The 22,649-nt window shown below is 67.3% G+C and carries 21 protein-coding genes and 7 pseudogenes; 11 read left to right on the top strand and 17 right to left on the bottom strand.

All coding sequences use genetic code 11. The features are described 5' to 3' along the window. Positions 1-309 precede the first annotated feature (309 nt). Positions 310-738 carry an SRPBCC family protein gene (locus OG306_RS02115; protein ID WP_266744349.1) on the top strand — a complete coding sequence of 143 codons (429 nt, stop codon included), beginning with the start codon at positions 310-312 and terminating at the stop codon, positions 736-738. An 802-nt stretch (positions 739-1,540) separates the two neighbouring features. Here the strand turns inward: OG306_RS02115 and OG306_RS02110 are convergent. Continuing rightward, positions 1,541-2,182 (bottom strand): annotated as a pseudogene (locus OG306_RS02110) (phosphotransferase); the annotation flags it as partial. 18 nt (positions 2,183-2,200) lie between these two features. Between OG306_RS02110 and OG306_RS02105 the strand changes: the two are divergent. Next, positions 2,201-2,536 (top strand): annotated as a pseudogene (locus OG306_RS02105) (transposase); the annotation flags it as partial. A gap of 15 nt (positions 2,537-2,551) precedes the next feature. Here OG306_RS02105 and OG306_RS02100 read toward each other — a convergent pair. Next, positions 2,552-2,962, bottom strand: a pseudogene (locus OG306_RS02100) (MFS transporter); the annotation flags it as partial. Between the two features lie 609 nt (positions 2,963-3,571). Here OG306_RS02100 and OG306_RS02095 point away from each other — a divergent pair. After that, a complete protein-coding gene (locus tag OG306_RS02095) occupies positions 3,572-5,263 on the top strand; it encodes a DUF885 domain-containing protein (RefSeq protein WP_266752045.1) in 1,692 nt (563 codons plus the stop codon). 35 nt (positions 5,264-5,298) lie between these two features. After that, complete coding sequence (locus OG306_RS02090; protein WP_371665078.1) at positions 5,299-5,559, top strand: hypothetical protein; 261 nt, start codon at positions 5,299-5,301, stop codon at positions 5,557-5,559. 608 nt (positions 5,560-6,167) lie between these two features. Here the strand turns inward: OG306_RS02090 and OG306_RS02085 are convergent. Further along, a complete protein-coding gene (locus tag OG306_RS02085) occupies positions 6,168-6,563 on the bottom strand; it encodes a transposase (RefSeq protein ID WP_266744347.1) in 396 nt (131 codons plus the stop codon). Continuing rightward, positions 6,553-6,867 (bottom strand): hypothetical protein, encoded by a 315-nt coding sequence (locus tag OG306_RS02080; RefSeq protein ID WP_266744346.1) that lies wholly within the window; start codon positions 6,865-6,867, stop codon positions 6,553-6,555. Before OG306_RS02080 ends, OG306_RS02085 begins: the two co-directional genes overlap by 11 nt. A gap of 219 nt (positions 6,868-7,086) precedes the next feature. On the opposite strand from OG306_RS02080, the pseudogene OG306_RS02075 reads away from it, so the two are divergent. Next, a pseudogene (locus tag OG306_RS02075) lies at positions 7,087-7,371 on the top strand (transposase family protein); the annotation flags it as partial. On the opposite strand, the pseudogene OG306_RS02070 reads toward OG306_RS02075, so the two are convergent. The 5 genes and pseudogenes from OG306_RS02070 to OG306_RS02050 form a co-directional block, all read right to left on the bottom strand. Beyond that, a pseudogene (locus OG306_RS02070) lies at positions 7,361-7,642 on the bottom strand (putative immunity protein); the annotation flags it as partial. The pseudogenes OG306_RS02075 and OG306_RS02070 overlap by 11 nt on opposite strands. A 97-nt stretch (positions 7,643-7,739) precedes the next feature. Further along, entirely contained in the window at positions 7,740-7,952 is a 213-nt protein-coding gene (locus OG306_RS02065; RefSeq protein WP_353962442.1) for a DUF6207 family protein, read from the bottom strand. Between the two features lie 220 nt (positions 7,953-8,172). Beyond that, positions 8,173-8,805: a hypothetical protein gene (locus tag OG306_RS02060; protein WP_266744345.1), complete on the bottom strand. Its 633-nt coding sequence runs from the start codon at positions 8,803-8,805 to the stop codon at positions 8,173-8,175. Between the two features lie 771 nt (positions 8,806-9,576). Next, entirely contained in the window at positions 9,577-10,467 is an 891-nt protein-coding gene (locus tag OG306_RS02055; RefSeq protein WP_266752043.1) for an IS3 family transposase, read from the bottom strand. A gap of 17 nt (positions 10,468-10,484) precedes the next feature. Next, complete coding sequence (locus OG306_RS02050; RefSeq protein ID WP_266744336.1) at positions 10,485-10,790, bottom strand: transposase; 306 nt, start codon at positions 10,788-10,790, stop codon at positions 10,485-10,487. Between the two features lie 116 nt (positions 10,791-10,906). On the opposite strand from OG306_RS02050, the pseudogene OG306_RS02045 reads away from it, so the two are divergent. After that, a pseudogene (locus tag OG306_RS02045) lies at positions 10,907-11,221 on the top strand (winged helix-turn-helix domain-containing protein); the annotation flags it as partial. A gap of 5 nt (positions 11,222-11,226) precedes the next feature. Here the strand turns inward: OG306_RS02045 and OG306_RS02040 are convergent. The 3 genes and pseudogenes from OG306_RS02040 to OG306_RS02030 form a co-directional block, all read right to left on the bottom strand. Then, a pseudogene (locus OG306_RS02040) lies at positions 11,227-11,384 on the bottom strand (transposase); the annotation flags it as partial. A 106-nt stretch (positions 11,385-11,490) separates the two neighbouring features. Next, positions 11,491-14,241: an ATP-binding protein gene (locus OG306_RS02035; RefSeq protein WP_371665077.1), complete on the bottom strand. Its 2,751-nt coding sequence runs from the start codon at positions 14,239-14,241 to the stop codon at positions 11,491-11,493. A 763-nt stretch (positions 14,242-15,004) separates the two neighbouring features. Beyond that, the gene (locus OG306_RS02030) at positions 15,005-15,895 is read right to left on the bottom strand and encodes a terpene synthase family protein (protein WP_266744343.1); all 891 of its coding nucleotides are present in this window, start codon (positions 15,893-15,895) and stop codon (positions 15,005-15,007) included. 790 nt (positions 15,896-16,685) lie between these two features. Here OG306_RS02030 and OG306_RS02025 point away from each other — a divergent pair. Together OG306_RS02025 and OG306_RS02020 are read left to right on the top strand one after the other, a co-directional pair. Then, positions 16,686-16,955 carry a hypothetical protein gene (locus tag OG306_RS02025; RefSeq protein ID WP_266744342.1) on the top strand — a complete coding sequence of 90 codons (270 nt, stop codon included), beginning with the start codon at positions 16,686-16,688 and terminating at the stop codon, positions 16,953-16,955. Positions 16,956-16,960: 5 nt separating this feature from the next. Beyond that, entirely contained in the window at positions 16,961-17,128 is a 168-nt protein-coding gene (locus tag OG306_RS02020) for a hypothetical protein (protein WP_266744341.1), read from the top strand. A gap of 320 nt (positions 17,129-17,448) precedes the next feature. Here OG306_RS02020 and OG306_RS02015 read toward each other — a convergent pair whose 3' ends face one another. Genes OG306_RS02015 through OG306_RS02005 form a run of 3 tightly spaced genes read right to left on the bottom strand, consistent with a single transcriptional unit; the run spans position 17,449 to position 19,557 of the window. After that, positions 17,449-18,414: a group II intron maturase-specific domain-containing protein gene (locus OG306_RS02015; protein ID WP_371665076.1), complete on the bottom strand. Its 966-nt coding sequence runs from the start codon at positions 18,412-18,414 to the stop codon at positions 17,449-17,451. Beyond that, entirely contained in the window at positions 18,411-18,776 is a 366-nt protein-coding gene (locus tag OG306_RS02010) for a group II intron maturase-specific domain-containing protein (RefSeq protein WP_371666203.1), read from the bottom strand. Before OG306_RS02010 ends, OG306_RS02015 begins: the two co-directional genes overlap by 4 nt. Beyond that, a complete protein-coding gene (locus OG306_RS02005) occupies positions 18,733-19,557 on the bottom strand; it encodes an HARBI1 family protein (RefSeq protein WP_266750574.1) in 825 nt (274 codons plus the stop codon). The genes OG306_RS02010 and OG306_RS02005 overlap by 44 nt, the downstream gene beginning before the upstream one ends. Before the next feature lie 235 nt (positions 19,558-19,792). Between OG306_RS02005 and OG306_RS02000 the strand changes: the two genes are divergently transcribed. Then, the gene (locus tag OG306_RS02000; protein ID WP_266750573.1) at positions 19,793-20,236 is read left to right on the top strand and encodes a nuclear transport factor 2 family protein; all 444 of its coding nucleotides are present in this window, start codon (positions 19,793-19,795) and stop codon (positions 20,234-20,236) included. A gap of 30 nt (positions 20,237-20,266) precedes the next feature. Here OG306_RS02000 and OG306_RS01995 read toward each other — a convergent pair. Then, positions 20,267-21,141 (bottom strand): IS5 family transposase gene (locus OG306_RS01995; RefSeq protein ID WP_371665075.1). Its coding sequence is split into 2 segments (ribosomal slippage): positions 20,267-20,760 and positions 20,760-21,141, totalling 876 coding nucleotides; the frame shifts between segments, so codons are not numbered across the junction. A gap of 116 nt (positions 21,142-21,257) precedes the next feature. Between OG306_RS01995 and OG306_RS01990 the strand changes: the two genes are divergently transcribed. After that, the gene (locus OG306_RS01990) at positions 21,258-21,653 is read left to right on the top strand and encodes a VOC family protein (RefSeq protein WP_266360597.1); all 396 of its coding nucleotides are present in this window, start codon (positions 21,258-21,260) and stop codon (positions 21,651-21,653) included. A gap of 41 nt (positions 21,654-21,694) precedes the next feature. Here the strand turns inward: OG306_RS01990 and OG306_RS01985 are convergent, their stop codons facing one another. Continuing rightward, a complete protein-coding gene (locus OG306_RS01985; RefSeq protein WP_371665074.1) occupies positions 21,695-22,120 on the bottom strand; it encodes a reverse transcriptase domain-containing protein in 426 nt (141 codons plus the stop codon). A gap of 114 nt (positions 22,121-22,234) precedes the next feature. Between OG306_RS01985 and OG306_RS01980 the strand changes: the two genes are divergently transcribed. Next, positions 22,235-22,582, top strand: coding sequence for a hypothetical protein (locus tag OG306_RS01980; protein WP_266744339.1), 348 nt, complete (start codon positions 22,235-22,237; stop codon positions 22,580-22,582). Positions 22,583-22,649 lie beyond the last annotated feature (67 nt).

The raw sequence follows: 22,649 nt of genomic DNA, 5'->3' as shown, positions 1-22,649 counted from the left end.
GGAGCAGCTTCATGCCCTGCTGGGCCGTGGTCCTCATGACGAACGCGTCGTGCCCGGTGGTCTGGGGCTCGTGGGCCAGGGCGTACGACTGGAGATAGTACCTCTGTGCGAGCCCCTGCTCCCCGCCGTCGTAAGGCCGCCAACCGACCTGGTGAACACCGACAGCGGCGGCGGACAGCATGTGAATTCCTCCGGGCTCAGGGCCGGCCCAGGGGAGTCAGAACCGGGCTGGGTGGCCGAGGGGCGGGAAGCAGAGCAGGCTGGAAGTACCGATGGCCCGGGCGGCCGGGCTGGGAAGCGAGGCTCCCGATGAGCAGGCTCGAAGAACAGGTCGACGTCAATGTCCCGGCGCAGGAGGTCTGGGCGCAGCTGCACCGCATCGACGAGTACCCGATGTTCATGGAGGGTGTGAAGAGCGCCGCTGGGCACGGCAGCAGCCGAGCCCATCTCGACGTCCGGATCGGGGATGACGAGCAGGTTTTCGAGACTCGTATTGCCGATCGAGGCAAGGGTCAGGTGATGGACTGGACGGTGGACAGCCCAGAGCTGAAAGCTGCCTTCGCCGTGAACCCGCTGGATGACCAGCACACCCAGCTGCAAGTCCGGCTGGAGTACGACCCGGACACCGTACGGGCGACCTTCGGCGGTCCGAAGGGATTCGCCCAGGTCCACGCGATCGAAGACACAGTCCGGACCGACCTGGAGAAGTTCAAGGACCTGCTGGAGAGCCGACACTGACTACGACGTGCTGGTGGCGCTCGGGTAGGGATCGTGTGCCTCAGCGGTAGTTGTCGCCCGTCGAAGGCGACCTTGAAAGGGCGTCAGGTGGGGATCGGGAAGGCGAGCGCGAGCGAACCACTGCTGATGCGTCGAAATGCTTGGACGACATCGAAACCGGGGCTTGAAGGTTCCTCCGGGATGAGTCCGGCGGGTTTTTGCTTCCTGGCCAGGCGGTGTCCGGCGTGAAGGTGGCGCGAGCCTGATCTGCGGGGTCTGTGCGGAACAGGAGAAGGCGTACGCCCATGCCGGACGTGCGCTGACGGTCGGTCCGCCTTGCGGCGCGTCACGCAGGCCCGGTGTCAGTTCAGCGGGCCACCTGGAGCAGGCACAGATGCTGACGGAACGCGTTGGGCGGGGTGGTAGGGTAGTGTCGCGACAGCCCTGTGCAAAGACCAGCAGGCCGTCGCGCAGGGAATCACGACCCCCTGCAACTCCGGGGTCAACGAAGGTCGCACAACTGACGTGAAACTTCCCAAACGCATCATGGTCGGACGCGCCGACGTCCCACTCCTACGCCAGCGGGTCGTAGTGATCGCCCACTTACGCCGCCGCTACGCGGACCGGCCGATCACCGTTCCGGAATGACATCCCGCTACGAAGATCTTGCCAAAGCCACTTGTACGCGAACGCCGACACTGGTCCCCGTCTCAGGTGATCTGTTCCGTCGAGTGCGGTCTCAGGTGACCTGGGTGCCCCTTGGTAACGAACCTTGAGCGGGGCCACCGAGGGTTGAGCAACGTGGAAATCTGCCAGTCTCCTGGATTGATGCCAGAACACGGTCGAGCGCCGCCCGGCCCGCGGGTCCCCACGTCGGTTTGCCGCCGGGCAGGCCCCGATCCCCGGCCCGGCCAATGAGGATGAGGGCGAGGCTCTTCAGGGCAGCCAATCCTCGTGCGCGCCGGATCGTCGCCTCGTCCGCGTCCGCGTGCGCGTACGCGTTGAAGAACCGTGCAGCCGTCCCCGCGGGAAGGAGCACCCACGCAGCCGCGAGATCGACCGCCGGATCGCCTGCGCACATGTCACCGAAGTCGATCACGCCCGAGAGCGTTCCGTCCAGGACGACAACATTTGCCGGGTGAAGGTCGCCGTGCAGCCATACCGGCGGGTCCTCCCAGTCGGGAGCCCCAAGGGCCTCGTCCCAGACGTCCTGCACATTCCGGAGGACGGCGGCAATGCCTTCGGAGGCGACGTCCTCGAGTATCTTTCCGAAGTCGTCCGTGAGCGTTTTGAGGGGAACGCCGCGATCTGGACTGAGCGGTGCCTCGGCGGGCGCGTTCACATGGAGCGCCTTGAGGAAGCCCGCCAAAGTGTCGGCCGCGCGGTCGTGGCTGATCGGGGAGGCGAGCGGCACGGAGAAACGGACCGGTGGCAACACCGGCACCGCGCTCCGTGCCGACTCAACCCGGGCCCGGGAGGTGCCGTCGGAGACGGCACCGACTTCCCCACCGCCGCCCACCTCGCCTCCTACGCCGGCCTCGCCCCCACCACGAAATCGTCCGGGACATCGATCCACGGCGAGCACGCACCCCGGGGCGGCAACCGGCAACTCAAACGCGCCATGTTCCTCTCCGCCTTCGCCTGCATGAACGTCGATCCCGCCTCCCGCACCTACTACGACAAGCAACGCGCCCGCGGCAAAACCCACACCCAGGCCCTCCTCCGCCTCGTCCGCCAACGCACCAGCGTCCTGTTCGCCATGCTCCGAGACGGCACCTTCTACGAGTTCCGAACCCCCACCGTCACCCTCGCCGCATGACCAGGATGAAAACCCTCAAAACCGGCAGCACGAACTTGACGAAGGACACGTGCTGCCGGTCTTGAGCGCGTCGTCCAGCCGGGAGATGTAGATCGTGCTGAGGACGGTGATACCGAGCGCACCGCCGACCTGCTGCATGGTCTGCAACATGCCCGCCGGAACGCCGGTGTTCTGCGGTGGCAGACCGGCGAGGACGGTGAAGTTCACCGCTGTGAAGGCGATGCCGATGCCGACGCCGCAGAAAATCGTGGGGACCACTATGAAGGCATAGCCAGTGGACGGGGTCGTCTGGCTGAGCCAGAGCAGGCCGATGTTGATCAGAGCCGCCGCGGCTATCACGAGGTTCTTCGGGCCGAACTTCTTCACCAACGGGGGGAAGGTCCACCGGGAAGAGAAGACGCCCAGGGTCAGCGGAACGACCGCGAAGCCAGCCTCGACAGGAGAACACCAAGTAGCAGGCTGCCGCCGATATCACGGACAGCAGGACCAGCAGCACGCCCATGAACCGCGCACGACCCGGCGACCACCGGTCGGCACCGTCCTTGCTCGACAGTCTGCCCGTGCTGTGAGTCCTCGCCCGCGCTGTCGTCATCGTCAACCCCCCTCCGCCCCAGCTTCCATCAGCCAGAGGCAGGAATGCACCCGGGTCGCACGACAGTCTGTGAGAGGGGCTCGCTTCCGCATCCCGGCAAACCCAGCGCGATGGGGGGGCGCAGGGTGAGGTCAGTCCCAGGTTGCCGGCGGCCGCGACGAACAGCCCGCGACCCCATCCGGACACGGCGTCAGCTCCTGCTCCAGCGCACCGACCGCGTCCAGCACGGGGACAGGTCAGCGGACCCAGGCCGCAGATCTGGTTCCTTTCCCGGACCGCCGCGAAAGCGTTGACGATCCAGCCGCTCGCCTCCCATGACCACATGAGCTGGGGCGCGACTGCAGCCGGGAGATGCTTGCCGACCACCGCCTCTGCCCGGCGTGGCCTTTGTGGATTTGGGTGTTGTGGGGGTTGGGGTTGTTGGTGTGGGTCAGGATGGTTGTATGGCAGATGTATTGATCACTCCGCGCAGTATTGCTGACGGCTATCTCGACCGGGTGGCCGCACATAATCCGGTGGTCTCCGCGTGGCTGGGTCTGAACCGAGGTGACGACCGGCAACCGGACCTCTCGCCGGATGGCTTCGAGGCTCACGCCGAGTTCGCTCGCCGTAGTCTGGCCGCGCTTGGTGCCGCTCCTATATCGGACGACCCCGCTGAGCAGGCCTGTGCCCGGCTGCTGCGGGAACGTCTTACGGCGGAGCTCGCGATGCATGACTCTGGTGAGAATTTCCGGCAGTTGCGCACGGTGGGTGCGCATGTCGACCAGGTACGGACGATCTTCGCTTTCATGCCCACCACCACCGATGAGGACTGGGCAGCGGTGGCGGGGCGGCTGCGTAACGTTCCCGGCGCGCTGGATGGTTACCGGGCCACCCTTACCGAGGGGATCTCGCGTGGCCTGCTCGCTGCTCCCCGGCAGGCCGCCGGGGTGATCGGCCAGCTCGGCGACTGGACCGGGGAGGCTGGCGGACAGCATGCGGGCAGCGGTGCGGGCTGGTTCGCCGACTTCGTCGCGGACGGTACCGAGCGGCTGCGCCCCGAGCTGGACGCCGCCGCCCGCCAGGCCACCACCGCCGTTTCCGAGTTCCGCGACTGGTTGCGTGATACCTACGTTCCCGCTACGGCGGACACCCCGGATGCCGTCGGCCGGGAGCGCTATCTGCGTGCTGCCCGTTACAACACCGGTGCCGAGCTTGATCTGGACGAGGCTTATGCCTGGGCCTGGGACGAGTTCCACCGGACGCTCGCCGAGATGCGCGTCGAGGCCGAGCGCGTCCTGCCCGGCTCTACTCTTCTTGAGGCCATGCACCACCTGGATGAGCACGGCCACGCGGTCAAGGGGGAGGAGGCCGTCCGCGACTGGTTGCAGCAGCTGATGGACGAGGCGAGCGCTGCTCTCGACGGCAGCCATTTCGATCTTTCCGGCCCGATCCGCAAGGTCGAGTCCCGGATTGCGCCCGCGGGCAGCGCCTCCGGGCCCTACTACCAGGGCCCGAGCCTCGACTTCAGCCGCCCCGGACGCACCTATCTGCCGACCCTTGGCCAGGACACCTTTCCGACCTGGCAGCTCGTCAGTATCTGGTACCACGAAGGCGTCCCCGGCCACCATCTCCAGCTCGCTCAGTGGGTCGCGGTCGCCGACCGGCTCAGCCGCTACCAGGTCACCGAGGGCATGGTCAGCGCGAACATCGAGGGCTGGGCCCTGTATGCCGAGCGTTTCATGGACGACCTGGGCTTCTTCTTTGAACCCGGGCGCCGTCTCGGCTTCCTGGACGGGCAGATGCTGCGGACCATCCGGGTGATCGTCGACATCGGTATGCATCTCGAACTCGCCATTCCCGCCGACTCGGGTTTTCATCCTGGTGAGCGCTGGACCCCGGCGCTCGCCACGGAGTTCATGGCCACCTACAACGGCAGCCCGGCTGCTCGTCGTAGCGGCGAGATCGACCGCTACCTCGGCTGGCCGGGCCAGGCCATCGGCTACAAGCTCGGCGAACGCGCCTGGCTCCAGGGCCGTGCGGCGGCGAAGCGCCGCCATGGTGCTGCCTTCGACCTCAAGGCCTGGCACATGAAGGCTCTTTCCCAGGGCTCGTTCGGGCTCGACGACCTGGTCGGTAATCTCGCGGCGCTGTAGTCCCGGAAACGTCCTACCGTGCTGGTTCTGTTGGAGTGCTGCTCGATGAAGATTTCCAGGAAGGTCCACGACGAGCACAGTGTCGGTCCAGGGCCGTCGACACCGAGTTCGACGCGCAGGCGCTGACCGGCATGGCGGAGAAATCCGAGGAGGAAGGAGCCATCCGGAACCGCGTTTCGAGGTGCGTGCCCGGCTTCGTGCCGGAGCTGCCCGTCTCGGCCCGGCGTGCCCGGCCGGTTGTTTTCGGTTCCGGGCTGTGGTTGCTCGCGTTCCTGGCGCTCAGGTCTGTTCGGTGACCCGTGAGGGGTGGCCGCCGGCAGGCGTGTGGACAGGGGGTCGGGGGGCCGGAGGTGAAGCTCATGTCGGGATTCGAGTGGACGCCGCAAAAGGGCAGGTCGCGGGTGGCGGACATGCCGTTGGCGTGGCCGTCGTCGTGGCCGGTCTTGCCTTGGAGCACGGTGGCGTTGGGTAGCTGGGTGGATATCAGACCGGCGCCGAAGCGGGCCATTTTGTCGCAGTTGGTCCCGTCGGCGAACGGGGCCGGCTTGCCCGTGTCGTCCTTGGGCAGTGTGCACATCTCGTTCAGCTGTGCGGCGGGCAGGCAGGCGGCCCTGGAACAGGCCGGTGATGAAGTGGTCCGGGCCGGTCGCGGTGTCGGTCATGTTGGACGGGTCGCCTCCCTGCTCGCTGACATCCACCGCCTCGCTCTGGCTGTTCGTCGCATAGCCGTGCAGGTAGGGCCGGGGCGTCTTTGTTGCTGTGCCTTGCTCGGGCGCTTCGCCGCACGCTCGGGGATCCGGCATGGGGCCCGCCGGTCCGCGGCGGGCGGGGGAGCGCCGTCTTACGGGCTATCCCGCGATTGAAGCTGGGACGTGCTGGCCTGGGGGTTTGGCTGAAGGGTGGTTCAGCAGGTGGTCGTGCGGACGTGCACGAGCTCGGTGCCCGGCCGACGGCGGGTGGTGCGTTTGGCGGCGCGGTCGGAGACCAGGGCGGCGATGGCACGATGGGTTTCGCTATAGGTCTCGCGGCGTTGGGTGTACCGCTGGAGCGGGCGCCACTGGCGGTGTTCGGCGTTGGCGTGTTCGACGCAGATGCTTCGGGAGGACTGGCGGCGTTTGTGCTCACGCCAGCTGTACCGTTCGGTCAGCGGCGCGGTGTCGTCGTCGAGGCCCTTCGGTTTGCGGGGCGGGGCCGAGACCTGGCTGGGGAACTCGTTCGCGAGACCCCGGTAGCCGTCGTCGACTTCGGCTTTCACGGCTGGGTGCTGGCGGAACTGCTCGGCGATGCCCTCAGTGCGCACCGCGGTCTTCGAGTTCGTCCGCGCACTCCTCCGTCACCGCCACGTCCCTCACTGTGCTCTGGTACGCGGGGGTCGCGGACGGGTTGAGCGCTTCCTGCTGCTCGCGCTTGGCCTCGGCGCGGGCTTGTTCGATGTTGTCGGCGATCTCCCGGCAGTCGACGGCGTATGGGCCTGTCGGTGTCGGCTCCTGGGCGGGGGAATCCCGCTTGTCCGTGTACGGCTCGGCATTGAGGGCGGCGGTGGCGGCGATGCCGACCAGGCACAGCCCCGCCCAGACGGCAATGATCCGCCGGCGGGTGCTCAAGGGCCGGCCATTTCGACCGCTGGGCCAACGACGGTGAAGGTGAGCGCCGCGGTACACGCGATTTTCAGCGAAGCCCTTTCTCAAGGGGTCGGTACAGTGAGTCGTTTCCGACCTGATGGCCAGCGGGCCGAGTTGGTGCCGAGCCGAGTGTGGGAAGAGGTGAAGCTCCCGGTAGATGGGGGTCTCGACCCGGATCGACCTGTCCGCCCGGAGCGTCGTGTGCTTGTCTACCCATCAGGGCTCGACCTGTCCAGTTCCACCCTTCGGTTCCTGTCCGGCCTGCTGAGCGCCCGACGTCGCGAACGCGGCACACGGTGGCGCCGGCTTCCGGCGGACCGGCAGGCCCTACTCGTGCTGGCCCATCTGCACTGCGGACACACCTACACCCAGCTCGCGGCAGGCGTCGGCATCGTCACGGTCTACCGCTACCTGGCGGAGGCCGTCGCGATTCTCGCGGCACTCGCCCCGGACCTTGCCGCCGCCACCGGGACACGGCATGCAAAGCTGCCCCATGCAGGTCTCTGGCTGCCCCCATCGCATGGCCGCCCGCCGTGCGCGCCTGCATCATCTTGACCTCGCCACGTACTCAGGCCCGGGCATGCTCGATCGCCTGGCGCGGTCGCGGGTCCCCGGGCCGGGCCGACTCGAAGAGGCCAAGGACGTGCTCTGCACACGAGGCAGCCCATAGAGCGAGGAGACGGTGATCCGCATCAGTGAGAGTCCCACGACGGCGGATCGCCACGAAGCGAGGGTCGCGGACCTTCGGGAGGATTATGACGTGCACTCCCTCCTGCGCACATCGGCGCCACTCGCTGCGGTGTGCCCTGGCGGCCGGTCAGCCGTCTGGCGCAGGGAATGATCCAGAGTGCTCATCAGCCGGGCGACACGACTGCTGTCGCTTGTCGCGGGTGGGTAGCGGCAGAGCACATCGATGAGCACCGGTGTCGCACGCTGCCGCGACCGTTCCAGCAGTACATCCCCGATCGCGGGGTTATGACTGCGTGGGTGGTTACTTCGTCGGCTGTGGTGATGTCGAGGGCGACGAGTCCGGGTTTGCTGAGGTGCTGTGAGTGGATCGGTTGCATGCCGGTTCGGCTGTGCACCGTCCTCGTCGACGCTTCTGTGCGCCTTTGCGGTCCCGGGCTGGATGTTCCGAGTAGGGATATCGTTGGGTCGGGGGCCGGACGGGAATCCCGGCCCGATTACGGCGGGCCGGGATTCTGTGTTGTGTGCCTGGCCGGAGGGCCCCGGCCCGATTACGGCGGGCCGGGGTTCTGCGGCATGCGTATCAGGCGGTTGCTGGGTTTAGTAGTCGCCGAAGTCGCCGCCCTCGCCGCCCTCGCCCCTCTCACCGTGGTGGCGCTTGACGACGCGGAAGCTGGCGATGACTCCGTTCTTGACCTTCACACCGCCATTCATCTCCTCGTGGTGCTTCTTCCCGTGGTCCTCGCCCTTCTCGAAGTTCTCGTCCTCGTCCTTGCCCGGGCGGACGTTGTTGGCGGAGCTGCGGGGGCCGACGGTGGCGATGGGGGCGCCGTTGTCGCACACGGCTCCGCGGAAGACCTCGACTTCGTTGCGGCTTTCGTTGCGGATGTTGAAGCTCTTGGCGCCCAGGCCGCTGACGACGGTGATGCAGCCGTCGGGGCGGCCGGAGTATTCGCGCTCGTTGATGTGGATCCGGCCCTCGTAATGGCGCCTGCCCTCGCGCTCGTTGCCTCCGCGCTCGTTGCCCCGGCGCTCGTTGCCTTCGTTGCCCTTGCCGTTGTTGCCGCCTTCCCCGCCCATGAGTGTCTGGGCGGGGATGGTGTCCGTGGCCACCTGGGCCTGGGCCTGGGCCTGGGGGGCGGGGACGGCGGTGGCGTAGGTGATGCCGGTCGCGGTCAGTACTGCGGCGGTCGCGACGGCCGTGGCGATCGCGTGGGAACGGGTCATGATCATGTCGTTTGTTCTCCTTCTTGGACCTCAGAGACAGTCCCGCTGTGACAGCCGGTGCGATTGAACGTACTAACACCCCCTATTGCTGTCATGTCGAGCAAATCGGGAGCCCTGGTTTGTGGGGCTGATCGGGTATGCAGAACTCCTCTACGCCACTTCGAAAGAGATCTGACTGGCCGTCAAATTCAATTAGAGCGTGGGAGATTGAAAGACCATTAGCCCTTGCAGGTGATCTTCTGACGTCTACTCACCCGCTGTGGCGGTGGGGCGCTGGGAAGTGTCGGCAAGTCGCTGCTTGACATGTGGCCTGTCGTAGGTTCCAGGGGGTCGCATGAACGGTGACTGTCCGACGAACGTGACCGCGCAGGGCAGGGTTCGTCCAGGCCGGACGGTGACCAATGCCGGCGGGCACGGCCTGCCCGTCGCGGTCTGGCCGACCGTCTTGAGGATCCGAGCGGGCAAGCGCCAGGACTTGTCCGGGCACGATGACCATCTGCGTGGACCGCCCCGCCTTCTCCGCCCACACGACCGGAACGCTCGTGGATCGGAACCCATGCGGCTGGGTCGTCGACCAGACGGCTGAGGTCGGTCATCTGAACGCGCTCCAGCCAGTCCGAGACGAGGGCTTCGTCGGAGGTGAGCTTGATTGTGATCTCAGTGTCGTCCACGAGTCGAACTTGGCCCGGCGCCTCACGGAAGTCTCGTTCGCGGTAGAGACAGAAGCGCCGGTAGAGGGGGTCCTGAAGTTCCCCCACGATCATGGACAGCGAATGTTTACGCTGCGTGGGTGAGATCTTGGGCCGCCAGGGCCCTGGTCTCGATCGGGGTGACGTAGCCGTAGACCGGATGCTTGCGCAGACGGGTTCGGTTGTATTCGACCTCGATAAAGCGGAAGACGTCCGCGCGAGCAGCCTCGTGGGACTCCCAGACGGTGGTCCCGATCTCCGCTTTCAGCAAACCGAAAAAGCTTTCAGCCGCGGCGTTATCGTAACATGACCCGGTTCGTCCCATGCTCTGGCTCAGCTTCAACTCCCGTATCAGCTTGCGGTATTCACTCGACGTGTACTCCGATCCGCGATCCGAGTGTGCGATGCAGTCCTCCCTCAGGGCGCCGCGGCCGGCGGCCATCTTCAGGGCGCCGACAACAAGTTCGGCGCGATGGTGGTCGGCCATCGCGTACCCGATCACCTCGCGGGTCGCCAGATCGATGACCGTCGCCAGATACCACCAGCCGGCGAGTGTGGGCAGATATGTGATGTCCGAGACCAGTTTCGTGCCGGGCTCGGCGGCGGTGAAGTCCCTCCCGACCAGGTCCGGCGACGGGGCCGCCTTGGTGTCGGCCTTGGTCAGGCTGCGGCGCTTGCGGCGGGTGATCCCGCGGATGTCGCGCTCGCGCATGATCCGCTCGACCTTCTTCCGATTGATCCGCCTGCCCCCGCGTCGCAGTTTCGCGGTCACCCGCGGGGCCCCGTAAGCCCCACGGGAATCGGCGTGGATCTGCCGGATCTCCCCGGCGAGCTCGTCCTCGGCCGCCTGGCGCACCTCGGCGGCGGGCCGCGCGGCAAGCCAGACGTAATACGCCGATCGCGCCACCTTCAACGCCCGGCACAGCAGACTCACGCCGTAGCCGCCGGGATTGTCCTCGGATGCCTTCTCCGCGTCGATGAACCGGTAGCGCGCGGCTACTTCGTCTTCTGCCGCGCGAAGAAGGCGGTCGCTTTTCCCAGCACCTCGATCGTCTGTTCCTGCTCGCGGACCTTGCGTCGCAGCCGGACCAGTTCCTCACGCTCCGCGGTGGTCAACACCCCGGCCGGCCCCTCGCCCCGGTCGATCGCGGCCTGCTTCACCCAGCCCCGCAGCCCTTCGGAGCTCACCCCGAGCTCACGGGCCACCTCCGTCACCGTCCGCCCGGAGGAGCGGACCAGCCCGACCGCGTCCCGCTTGAACTCGGCCGTGTACCGCTTGCTCGTATTGCTCTTCTTGCTCACTACCTGGATCTGCTTCCTCCGGAACCTGTCGTCCCAGTATCAGGCTGTCCAGCTCCAGGGTGGAACTTCAGTCCTGGGTTCCGAGGGGGGTGTAAATCCGCGCGAATCGTCGGCGCCGACGGGCGGGTCCGCCGCTGCCGCCAGTGCTGGAACGCGCCGGGATCACACTGGACACCGGGCTCCGACAGACCCACCGTGACGGGCGCTACCTGCCGCTGTCCCTCAAGGAGTACGCCGTGCTGGAGGTGCTGAAGGTGCTGATGCGGGCGCGGGGCACGGTGGTCAGCGCCGAGGAGCTCCTGGAGAAGGCGTGGGACGCCAACACCGACCCGCTCACCACCGTCGTCAAGGTCACGATGAGTAAGCTGTGTGCCAAGCTCGGCAACCCGCCGGTGATCGTCACCGTCCCGGGCGGCGGGTGCCGCCTGTGAAGCACGGCCGGCATCTCACGCCACTGCGCGCCTGTCCTGAACCGCCGGATCACCCCTCAAACTGATCCCGCAGCCGCTCGGGGTACGGGCCGTACTCAGCTATCGGCAGGAACGGCTCGATCAACTTCCACTGTTCGTCGGTGAGTTGCCTGCGCGTCGCGATCGTCTTCCCACCGGATCCGCCTTCCAGGCGGATCCGGATCTGCAAGATTGATCACGACATCACACAGGCCCCATTCAGGGGGCCGACCCCGTTGCCTCGGTCGGGGTCAGCCCTGCTCTGCGGCGCTCACCCGACGCTGCGCCAAAGTGCGTTGCCGATGCAGCCGCAGCCCAGCCTTGGCCATCTCCGCACGGCCTCGCTCAGCGAGATGGTCGGCACCACATCGGTCCGCCAGCTCGATACCCTCGAACAGCAGCTCGGCTACCCTGTCGGTGCGGCCGTCGCGCCTGAGCTCCGCGCCGAGGTCAATCAGCGCCTCAGCGTACGCGTGCCGATTGGGGGACCGGCTCAGTACCTTCACCGCGCGCTCTCGCTGGGGCAGCGCCTGCCCGTCCTCGTCCACCGCCGCGCCGAAGCACAGCGCCTCACCGATGGCGGTGGGCGTGCCATATCGCTCTGCCCGACGCAGCATCTCCGCTGCGAGGGCGCGGGCGCGCTGGGGGTCCTCCTCAGCGATGGCGATGGCGAGGTATCCCGCCCAGGGACACCAGGTCGGGTTGAGGATGCCCTTGGCTTCCAGCCGTTTCCCGGCCGCGGTGAGTTGTGCCACGGCCTCCTCGCGCAGACCACGGGCGAGAAGCAGTCGTCCGTAGACGGTTTGGGAGTCGGGGAAGGCCACCGCGTTCGGGTAGGGGGGCGCGAAGTCGTACGTCTCGGCGACGCGAAGCGCCTCCTCGACGCGGCCCCGGGACAGCAGGACGTCCAGCAACAGTCCGACGGCATACCATTGGGCGGGCACCCGGGGGCCCACCCGCTCGGCCAGGCGCACTCCCTCACGCGCGCAGTCCTCGGCTTCGACGAGCATCCCGCGCCGGAACCAGACCAGGCCGAGGAGAGTGAAGCCGAAAGAGAGGTGGGCACCACTCCACCCGACCTGTTCGCACTCTGCGATGGCCGAACTGAACAGTTCTTCCGCGCGGTCGCACTCGTCGGCGTACATGTAGCTGAGCGCGGTCAGGCTCGGGAGTTCGAAACCCCAGTCCGGGTCGGTGTACCTCAGTCCCAGGGCACGTGCAGCGATGGCCAGCGTGTTCGCGGTCGGCTCCCCGCGCAACATCGCGTCCCAGGTTCGAACGCACAGCAGGGCCCGCTCCTCGATGTCCTTTCCGGGCACGTGCTCGGCAAGCCGTACGAGCCGACGGGAGCGCTCGGACGCCTGCGCCTCGTGCGCGTCGAAGGCCAGCCATAGATAATGCGCTGCCTGCAGGCGCAGCCGTGCTCGAGCGGACTTTGCCTGTGCTGCCTCGGCGCCCGCGACGGCGGCCGCTCTGGCGGGCTGGTCGTTGTGGGCGAATGCCTGAGCCAGCCGGAAGGTGGCGTCCTCCCTGAGCGCGGGGTCCAGGAAGGGCTGCTCCAGGGCTGCCGTGAGGTGATTGACGGTGACGGCCGGGGCAGTGAGCAGGGCAGAGCAGCCGAGTTCGTAGAGCACGCCCGCGCGATCCTCGGGCGCCGGCGGTTCGCGCAGCGCACGTTCCAGACAGCGTCGAGCCGCGTCGGGCGCGCCAAGACGGAGATTCTCGCGCGCGGCAGCGCGCAGTTGAAGGACGGTGTGTGGGTCGTCCTCGGGATGGGTCTCGAGCAGATGCCGAGCGGCGGCTGTGACGCCCAGGCCCGCGTCGGCCACCGCCCAGGCGGCCTGACCGTGCAGCGCGGTGCGGGTGGTCGGCGGGATGGCCTGGTACACAGCGGTGGCGACGAGTGGATGGATGAACTCGAGTGTCCGGCTGCCGGTGAGAATACGGGCGACGCGCAGCCGGTCCACGGCGTCCTGGGCCTCGGCCGGTGGCAGTCCGGCCACTGCTGCGGCCAGCTCCGGGGAGATCTCGGTGCCGAGCACCGCGGCGGCCCAGGCAACCCGGACAGAGGCGTGGCCGAGCCTCTCCAGCCGTTTGACCAGTCCGGCGCCGCGTGCGCTCGCAGCGAGTTCGCGCAGCAGGGAGGCCGACTCCGCGTTCGGGGCGAGGCTGCGGTCCTGGACCTTGGCGATGAGCTCGACGGCCTCGTAGGGGTTACCGCCGGTGACCGCCCAACACTCGCGGCAGAAGAGGTCGTCGGCTTCCGCTCCGAGCGAACTTCGCACCAGTTCGCCCACTGCCTCCGGGCTGAGAACGTGCAGGGGGATCGGGCGTCCGCTGCGGCCGTCGATCAGTTCGCGGAACGTCGCGGCCTCGGTGGGCACTTCGTCCGGGCGGTAGCCGAGGACCACCAGCACGGGAAGTTCCTGCGCTCTCACCGCGAACGCGGCGAGCCAGGCGAGTGACTCCAGATCACCCCAGTGGGCGTCGTCGAGAACGATCACTATCGGTGCCCGTCGCACGGCCAGCTGGGTGACGACCCAGTCCAGACCGTCCCGGACGCCCTGCGGGTCCGGGGCGGCGGTACCGGTCTGCTGAGCGAACAGACCAACGGCCGGGCCGGCGATCTCGTACCACCCGCCGAATATCTCGCGACGCTCGGCCTCGGTGCAGGAAGCGAGGATGGGCTGCAGCAGCTGGCGTACGACATGGAAGGGGACGGTATGCTCCTGCTCGCCGCCTCGGGCAGACAGTACAGTGCAGCCGCGGGCAGTGGCGATGCGCCGGACCTCGGCCAGCACGGTCGTCTTGCCCAGCCCGGCGGCAGCGCTGAAGAACAGCAGCCCACCCTGCTTGCCTTCGCGGTCCCCGCCGCCTGCGCAGATCCCCTCCACCGCATTCCGAGCAGCGACCACCTCGTTTTGGCGCTCGTACAGGGGCTTACCCACCCGATCGCGTCCGTCCACGACGGTGGTCCTCTCGGTGCGGTGACGTTCCGACACTCTATTCTCCCTGCTCTGCCAGCATGCTGGGGAGCCTAGCGAAACACGCATATACACGGCAGAGATGTTGGGGGATTGGATGCGGTTGATCGTGCGGTGGGATCTCGCAACGCCGGCGTGGGGTTCGGCTTCACGGCCCATCGTCGCCGAGGTCTCCCGACTTCATCGGTAGGCAGACACACATGATCGGCGTATTCGTGGGTTGACCTGGGAGAACGGCGTGCGGGACCGTCGGGGGCATGTCCACGGCTCCGACGGCCGTTTTCCTTGTCGTCCGGGTCGAGACGGAACGTCGTGGGGTACCAGGCGACCCCCTGGCGGGTCCAGTCCCACGGCAGGTCGACGGGCTGCCACTGGTGTCGGGGAAGCCGGGCAGATACCACCCGGCCCGGTTCTTAGTACATCCACCGGCGTTGAGCGGTCCGCGGACGACTTCGTCCCCGGTCCCGCCCTGGATGCGCCAGGCAAGTACGGTGGCGTCGCCGTCGAGTCCGGCCGCGGTCAGCCCACGGGCCGACTTGAACGCGTCGTGGGCCCAGGAGGGTGCTCTTCGCGCGCCACCTGTGGGACGTGGTGAGGTCGCAGAGCCGCCAGGACGAGTCGTCGAACCCGGCGTCGGCCTCGGGGTTCTCCGGGGCGTACCGCCAGCCGGTGAAGGGCCGGCAGCAGGACCGGGGGCGGTCCTGCTGCCGGTGCGCTCAGGACGCTTCCCGAGCCGGTCGGGCGGACATCGATCGGTCGCCCGTTCCAAAGTAGTCCTGGCTCACAACCGCAGCCCCGCCGTTGCTGGGGGAACGGAGGCCTCGGCGTACCGTGCCGATTCCTGGCTGTATTCGAGAAATCCACGAGCCCATGCGCGGATCCCGTCCACGTACCGGTCAACTGCGGCCTGTTCCTGCACCGTCAGGTTCATGGCGAGGGCGGTGGTCTGCAGACTGACTATTGCGGCAGGCAATTCGATGATTCGCAGGGAGAGCCGGCGGTGCACCTCGTTGACAGCGTCCTGCAGCGTCAAGTGGTGATGGTGCTGCAGTATCACGACGAGGTTGCTGGTTTCGCCGGTGCGTAGTTCTTTGCCGAGGGAGTACAGGTCGTTGGTCCAGCAGATGATGTCGGCGGCGGTATCCCGCAGCTGTCGGCAGGCCGGCGAGGACCACACCAGCTCGGTGAGTTCCGCGTCCTGTGCGTATTCGGTGAGGTCGAAGCACCAGCCGACCGCTCCGGAGACCCGGCGCCAGGCGACGTAGGCATGAGGCGTGGGTACGCTGCGTTCCACCCGGCGCCGGATCATGTCCTGGTTGGTGCGTATCCATTCCGCCAGATGCCGGCGGAAGCGATCGCTCCATGCGGGGCTCATCTGATCGGCCAATCGGGGCACGACCTCTGCCAGTACGCGTACGGTCCCCGGCGCATTTTCGGGCACAACGTCCTGTGCGCAGGTGACGATGCGCATCATGGCTTGCAGCTCTGTGTCGACCGCTCCGGAATCGTCCCCGCGGGCGTCACTGCGGTCATCGACGACGAACATCCACAGGGCCAAGCGAGACAGCTCTGCCAGCCGCTCCGGGGGTGCCCATGGCCAGACCCGTCCGGCGAAGGCAATATGACGCTCCCTGCGGGCCTGCTCAGCCGCTTCCGCAGACAGCAGCCCCACTTTCTGCGCCCACGCCGTGACGTGCGGCTCTACGTGGGGAAGGCCGGGGTTGAGCAGCGAGAGGTCCCGGGTTGTGCACTGCAGGGGGGCAGACCATTGCCCGCCGTCCCCTGGGATGGCCCACCCTGCAATCTCGGTGCCTGCGTTTGCAGGCGTTCGTCTCACGAGAACTTCCCTCCAGCCCGCTACAGCACGGGTAAAGACCGCGCCTTGTCATCTTTCCCTACGGACGGGCTTTTACCCGCGCCGCCGGGACACGGCGCCCTCTCTTCGTGCATCGCGCCCTCGACGCGAAACCCGACGACGCGACTCTGCTGGTGATGTCGGGCAGATCATGCGGTGGCTGAGCACAGAGTGCGGAAGTGCGTGGCCCGGCGTCGTGTTCTGGGTGCGGTGTCGATCCAGTCGGCGACGCGGGCGACGTTGCAGGGCCGCCGAGTTCAGCTGCCACTGGAGTGCGGCTGTTCACCACCATCAGGCTGACCGAGAGTGCGGCTCCCAGGTGCTGCCGGACGTGCGGCACCGGACTCAGGCGTTCCTCCCACAGCGGCCAGATGACGCCCGGTGTCTTGGCGGCCCGGCGGGTCACTGTCTGTGGGGTGGCCGAGGGGAGCGAGGGCGCCGGCGCCGCGGTGCTATAGCGGAGCTGGTCGACGGAACGAAGGGTCGGGGTGATGGCTGCGAGGTGGACAGCCTGCGGCCACGGGCTGGCATACCTCGCCCAGATGCGGATCACGGTCGGGCTGAGCCACTGGCCGCGGTCGACGGACGCGTCCACGAGGTGCCGCATGTGGGAGGCGGCCTGACGGCGGTCCTCCTGGCGGAGGATGTTCCAGGAGGCGGTGACCACAGCGGCAGTGCCCGCCGCACCCTCCGGTACGAACTTGCCGCTCGGGTCGATGCCCGGCGACCCGGGCGCCGACAGGAACAGGACGTCCTCGGCCGCATCATCGTCAAACTCGAAGCAACCCGGCTCGCCGACGAGCCGCCCCAGGCCGTCCGCGGAGCCGGTGTTGAGGCCCGCACCGACGCGATCACCCGCACCCGGGACGGGAGGTGACCGGCATGCGCCGCAACCCCGACAACCTCCGCCAGGCCGCCGCCCGCAAGAGCGCCGCCGCACAGGCTCGCGCCGAGAAGAGGCTACGGGAGATGATCCGCCGCGGCGAGGCCATCACCTTCCGCGGCCTGGCGCAGAGCGCCGACGTCTCACTCGACTTCCTCTACCTCTGATCTTGGCCAGTGCTCCGCCCTTCAGGACTCTGCTGAGGAATGCGTGATTCGGGTGGTCAGGCCGCGAGCATCAGGGCTTCGAGGTGGGAGGTGCGGGTGCCGCCGAGTGGGGTGCCGGTCAGCCATCGGTTGATGCGGATGAGGTTGAGTGCGGTGGCGGCGAAGACGTGGCCGAGGCGGGTCGCGGGTAGATCGCGGTAGCGGGTACGGCGCAGGCCGGTGACACGGACGGCCTGTCGGGTAGCGGCGGCGCGTTGCCGCGCCGCCGCCCCCTGAGAACCGTGCGGGCGGGTTGGCCCCGCACACGGCTCAAGCAGGCCCTATGGCTCACGGGCGGGCAGAAGGCTGGGCCCCTTGCCGGTGGCGGTGACAAGCCGTTGTCGGCAGTGGGCGTGCAGGAGTTGGGCGGGTGGGGCGTCCGGTGTGCCCGGCCCGGTGATGACGATCGCCTTGCGGCTGATCGCTTTGCGGGTCGCCCGCAGCCACTGCTCCCACGCGATGGGGCCGGACGGCGGATGGTCAGCGTGCAGCAGAAGAGCCCCGCAGAGCGGACAGCGGCCGTTCTGGCGGTTGAGCAGGTGCCAGTCGGCCTTGTCGATCAGCGGGATCACGTCCTTGCGCCGCCGCCGGGCCCAGTACTCGGTCAGTGCCGGGTCATCCGGAGACGCCCCGAACTTGACGAGCTGGTGCCGGACGATCTTCGTCCACGCGAACTTGGTGAGGAACCGTCCGCTGCCGCGGTCTCCGAAGACCCACCGGTCACCCCGGCGGGGGTTGAACTCTCCGAAGTAGCGGTGCACGATCCAGTCCTTTGGCTTGTTCGCGTGTTCGTGCTTGGCCCACTTGTAGGCGAGCTGCCACACGTAGAAGTCCAGCGAGCTGAAGACCCTGCTGGACACCCCGATCCGGAAGTAGGCGGACCAGCCCCGGATGATCGGGTTGAGGGTCCTGATCACCGCCTCGGCATTGGACCCGCGCAGGTCCCACATCTCGGCGGCGAGCCGTTTCCGGATCCGTTTCACGGACGCCTTGCTGGGTTTGATCAGCAGTTTCCGGTTGCGATACAGCCGGACGTGGAAGCCCAGGAAGCAGAAGCCCTCGGTGAGGCGCACGATGCGCGTCTTGTCCTCGTTGAAGGCGAGCCCTCTGGGTTCCAGCCAGGCGGCGAGCCGCTGCTTGACCTCCTCGGCCTGCTCACGGCTGTGGCACATCGCCACCAGGAGAGTCGGCGGCGGGAATCGCACCCGCCGCCGCTCGCAGAACCGTGCGGGAGCCTCTCGGCTCACACGGCTCCCATTGCCCAGCCGTCAGGCTTGAGGCCGAACCGCCAGTGGGCGAACATGTTGGGAAACCGGCGGGCCGCGCCTGCCAGTAGTTCTCCCGCGCGTTTCTCCCGGCGGCGCAGTCGTTTGTACTTCTGGCAGGCCCAGCCCACCAACATTCTGTTGATGCGCCGGAGGAGGGGATACAACATGGACTTGTAGAATCGCCCGTAATAGTTGATCCATCCCTGCACGATGTTGTTGAACATCCGCGCAAGGTCCATCAGCGACTTGTCACTGAGCCCTTCTCGGTAACGTCTCGTGACGGTTCGTGATCTTCGTTCAGATGGTGCGGCCGTGTTCCATCTGGAGCAGGACGAGGGCAGCGCGGGTGATCCGGGTGATCGCCTTGGGGTCGAGGCTGACCCTGCGCAGAGCCTTGAAGGTCACCTTGAGCAGGGCGTTGGCGCGTTCGGCCACGCCGTGGACGCCTCGGATGACGGAGTTGAACGCCTTGGCGTCATCGGTGAGTTCGCCGCCCTTGGGCTTTTTGACCGGGTGGCGGAGGCCGGCCCCGGCGTTCTGGTAGCCGAGGTCGGTCAGGGTGGGGATGTCGAGGGTGTCGGCGAGCCGGTTCAGGGCGGCGATCAGGCCGTGGGTACGGGCGCAGGTGGTGTCGTGCTCGCGGCCGGGCCGGACCGGCGAGACCCAGAGCGGCCAGCCGTCGGGTGCGGAAATGACCTGGACGTTGCCGCCGTGGTGCTTGTGCTTGCCCGACCACCACAGGTCGGCCTTGTTCGGGCCGGGGGCGGCGACGCGATCGGTACGGATGACGGTGCCGTCGAGGTTGAGGTGTGTAAAGCCGGCTGCGGCCGCGCGCTCCAGTGCGGTGGACAGGTCCGGGGCTTGGTCGGCGAGCACGGTCAGCCCTTCGTGGAGGTAGCGGTAGGCCGTCGGGACGGAGATCCGGTTGTCGCGGGCAAGTTGAGTCAGCCGGGCACCGTCCAGGAACCAGCGCAGGATCAACACGCTCTGTTTGAACGGACCCAGGGCGCGGGTGCCCTTGCGGGTCCCGAGACGCTCACGGTGTTCGAGCAGCAGCTTCGCGAGGGCCTCAGCAGTGGCCCGGCTGACATCGAGCACGCCGGTGTAGGTGACACTGGTCAACGCGTGAAGCCTCTCGGACCCCGGAACCTGTTCTCCGCAGACCTGTTCCTACCACGGGCTTCTCGCGTATCTGATGCCGGGTCAAGCCCGTCTGATGTCCCTAGGGTGCGTTTCGAAAGTGGATCTTTATGATGCGTTGCCTTACTCAGGAGGTAATCGTCTCGCCCGGACTGTGCGGGCTAGGTTGGTGATCTCGCCGCGTGAGCAGGACGCGGACCATACGGAGGGGCCAATCATGTGCGTAGCCACATCTACGAACACACGGACCGCGGTTGAGGAGTTACTGCGCAGGATTGGTGAGGGCGACCCCGAGCGCATCGCCGAGCTGTACGCCGAGCGGGGCGATTGGAAGCTGAACTGGCCGGAGGCCGAGCACGGTCGTACTGCCACGCCCTGGATCCGTCATCGGTCCACCCGGGCCGACGCGGCCGCCCACTATCGCGAACTTGCCGAGCACCACGTGCCGGAGCAGGTGGCGACTGAGGTTGAGCGCATCCTCATCGACGGAAACGACGCAGTCGTGATCGGCGAGATTCGCCAGACCGCTCGGTCCACCGGACGTGCGTATCGCGCGCGGTTTGCTATGCACCTCACCTTCGAAGACGGCTTGGTCACCCGGCACCATATCTACGAGGACAGCCTCGCCGTGGCCCAGGCATTCGACACCGAAGACCAGTGAAAGCCACCAGGACGAGCATGAGGATGCTGGTCACAGCCACTCGTTGATAGCTGCGACCAGAACGGTCGCTTCGTAGCGGACGGCGAGCTTGTCGTATCTCGTGGCGACCGCGCGGTGCCGCTTGAGGCGGTTGATTCCGCACTCCACCGCGTGGCGCTCTTTGTAGTCGGCCTTGTCGAACTTCGGCGGCCGACCGCCGTGAGGGCCGCGTTTCTTGCGGTTGGCGATCTGGTCACGCTTCTCCGGGATCGTGCAGCGGATACCGCGCTTGCGCAGGTAGGCGCGGTTCGCGCGGGAGCCGTACGCCTTGTCGGCACGAACCTTGTCCGGCCGGGTGCGAGGCCGGCCCGGCCCGAGCCTGGGCACCCGGATACGGTCCAGGACCACCTGGAACTGCGGGGAGTCACCGCGCTGCCCGGCCGTGATCACCAGTGACATCGGCTTCTGCGCCTGCTCGACCGCCAGGTGGAGCTTGGTCGTCAGGCCGCCCCGGGAACGTCCGAGCCCATGGTCGTCAGGCTCGGTGAAGACGCCACCCGGCGGCTCGACCTGCAGATCCCCTTTTTGCGGGCACCCGCCGCATGCTGGTGGGCACGGGCGATAGTCGAGTCCACCGAGACGTCCCAGGTGATCAACCCCTCGGCGTCGGCCCGGGCCTGCAGTTGCTCGAAGATGCGATGCCAGGTGCCGTCCCGCTGCCAACGCCGGAACAGTCCGTACACCGTCTCCCACGGGCCATACCGCTCAGGCACGTCCCGCCAGGGAGCACCGGCGCGAGTGCGCCAGCGTATGCCGTCTATCAACTGTCGCTTGGTGCGGACCGGCGGCCGTCCAGGCTTGCTTCCGACCGGGAGCAGCGGCTCCAGCTTCGCCCACTGTGCATTCGTCAGATCATGCCTCCCCATGAAGTGGATCTTGACACATCGAGATCCACTTCTGAAACGCACCCTAGTCAGGAAGATCTCGGATCTGTCGGACGGGCGGCATACTCTGAGCCCTGTCCGCACTATCTGGGAGAGTCATGACAAGTAGGTTCACCGAGTTGGCCGTTGACTGCCACGATCCGGAGAGGCTCGCGGCCTTTTGGTGCGAGGTCCTGGACTTCAAGGTGATCGACCGGAGCGAGGGCAAGGTCGAGATCGGCTCCTGGGTGCCGACCGTCGAGGATGTTCGGGCCCGCCAGATGCCGCCCACCCTGCTGTTCATCCAGGTGCCCGAGGGCAAGACCGTGAAGAACCGGCTTCACCTCGACGTCAGCCCGATCGACGGTAGCACCGAGGACGAGGTGACCAGATTGCTCGGCCTCGGCGCCACCAAGACTGATGTGGGCCAGGGCTCAGACCGAAACTGGGTGGTCATGGCAGACCCCGAGGGCAACGAGTTCGACGTCCTGCGCACCCTGGCACCGCAGAACTAGGCCGCGAGCGGGCACCCGCACCCCGTCACACTCCGCAACTGTCACGTTGCCGAGAAGACCTCACTGCGTTGGGCGATGCGCCAGGAACGCATTACCTTGCCCATCGCCTTGATCGCCGCCTTGCTGACCGCGGGCAGGAAGCTCACAAAGTGCTTCCCGTACCGGTTCTTGGCCAGTCTGGGTCGGAACGTGTATCCAAGAAACGTGAACGCCGTGTGCTCGTACGAGCCTCGCCGATCAGCGTCCTTGCAATAGACGATGCGCGTCTTGTCCGGATGCAATTCCAAACCGACCTGCGCCAATCGCTGCGTGAGAGCGTCCCGCACGTGGCGGGCCTGCCTCTCACTGCCGCAGTGAATCACCGCATCATCGCAGTACCGTTCGAAGGTGACCTGCGGGAACTCCCGAGCCAGCCACAGATCGAACGCGTAGTGGAGATACAGATTCGCCAGCACGGGCGAAATCACGCCCCCAACGCAATGGGCAACTTCTGCTTCGAGGTGACGCTCGGCTACCGGCGCTTGGAACTCCTTCCTCGCGCGGAGGGTAAGGAGCGTCACAATGGGTAGTAGGTTTGTGACATGGTGCGTGGTGATCGTGTCGATAGCGTCGAGTACGCCCGGCGGGTCAACGCCGCCGCGGATCTGGTCGGGGCGGGTGCGCCCGTGGCCGCAGCCGCCCGCACGTTGGCGAGTAGGTACGGGGTGTCGGTGCGTCAGGCACGCCGGTATCTGGAGCAGGCCATGGCCGCTGGACATCTCGAAGTCCCCGAGTCGAGCGTGGTGTTCACTGTCAAGCTGCCGGAATCGCTGGCAGGACAGATCCGCGCCCGTGCCCACGAGAGCGACCGGGCGATCTCCGCGGTGGTGGCCCAGGCCCTGGCCGAATTCCTTGAGCGGGGTGCCCCGGAGGGGCGGCCGGGCAGGTGAGCGGCCGGCCGGTGGAGGTGGAGGCGGTCTTCGACCGTCATGCGGCGGCGGACTTGTCCGCGGCCTA

The organism is Streptomyces sp. NBC_01241 (assembly GCF_041435435.1).
Classification (GTDB): Bacteria; Actinomycetota; Actinomycetes; order Streptomycetales; family Streptomycetaceae; genus Streptomyces.
The sequence above is the reverse complement of the archived record's forward strand: the minus strand, read 5'-3'. Positions and strand labels throughout refer to the sequence as shown.

Coding starts and splice junctions, on each gene's coding strand:
- OG306_RS01990 (WP_266360597.1), top strand. CDS start 21,258: ATGACAAGTAGGTTCACCGAGTTGGCCGTTGACTGCCACGATCCGGAG.
- OG306_RS02060 (WP_266744345.1), bottom strand. CDS start 8,805: ATGATCATGACCCGTTCCCACGCGATCGCCACGGCCGTCGCGACCGCC.
- OG306_RS02000 (WP_266750573.1), top strand. CDS start 19,793: ATGTGCGTAGCCACATCTACGAACACACGGACCGCGGTTGAGGAGTTA.
- OG306_RS01980 (WP_266744339.1), top strand. CDS start 22,235: ATGGTGCGTGGTGATCGTGTCGATAGCGTCGAGTACGCCCGGCGGGTC.
- OG306_RS02020 (WP_266744341.1), top strand. CDS start 16,961: ATGCGCCGCAACCCCGACAACCTCCGCCAGGCCGCCGCCCGCAAGAGC.
- OG306_RS02115 (WP_266744349.1), top strand. CDS start 310: ATGAGCAGGCTCGAAGAACAGGTCGACGTCAATGTCCCGGCGCAGGAG.
- OG306_RS02095 (WP_266752045.1), top strand. CDS start 3,572: ATGGCAGATGTATTGATCACTCCGCGCAGTATTGCTGACGGCTATCTC.
- OG306_RS02065 (WP_353962442.1), bottom strand. CDS start 7,952: ATGCAACCGATCCACTCACAGCACCTCAGCAAACCCGGACTCGTCGCC.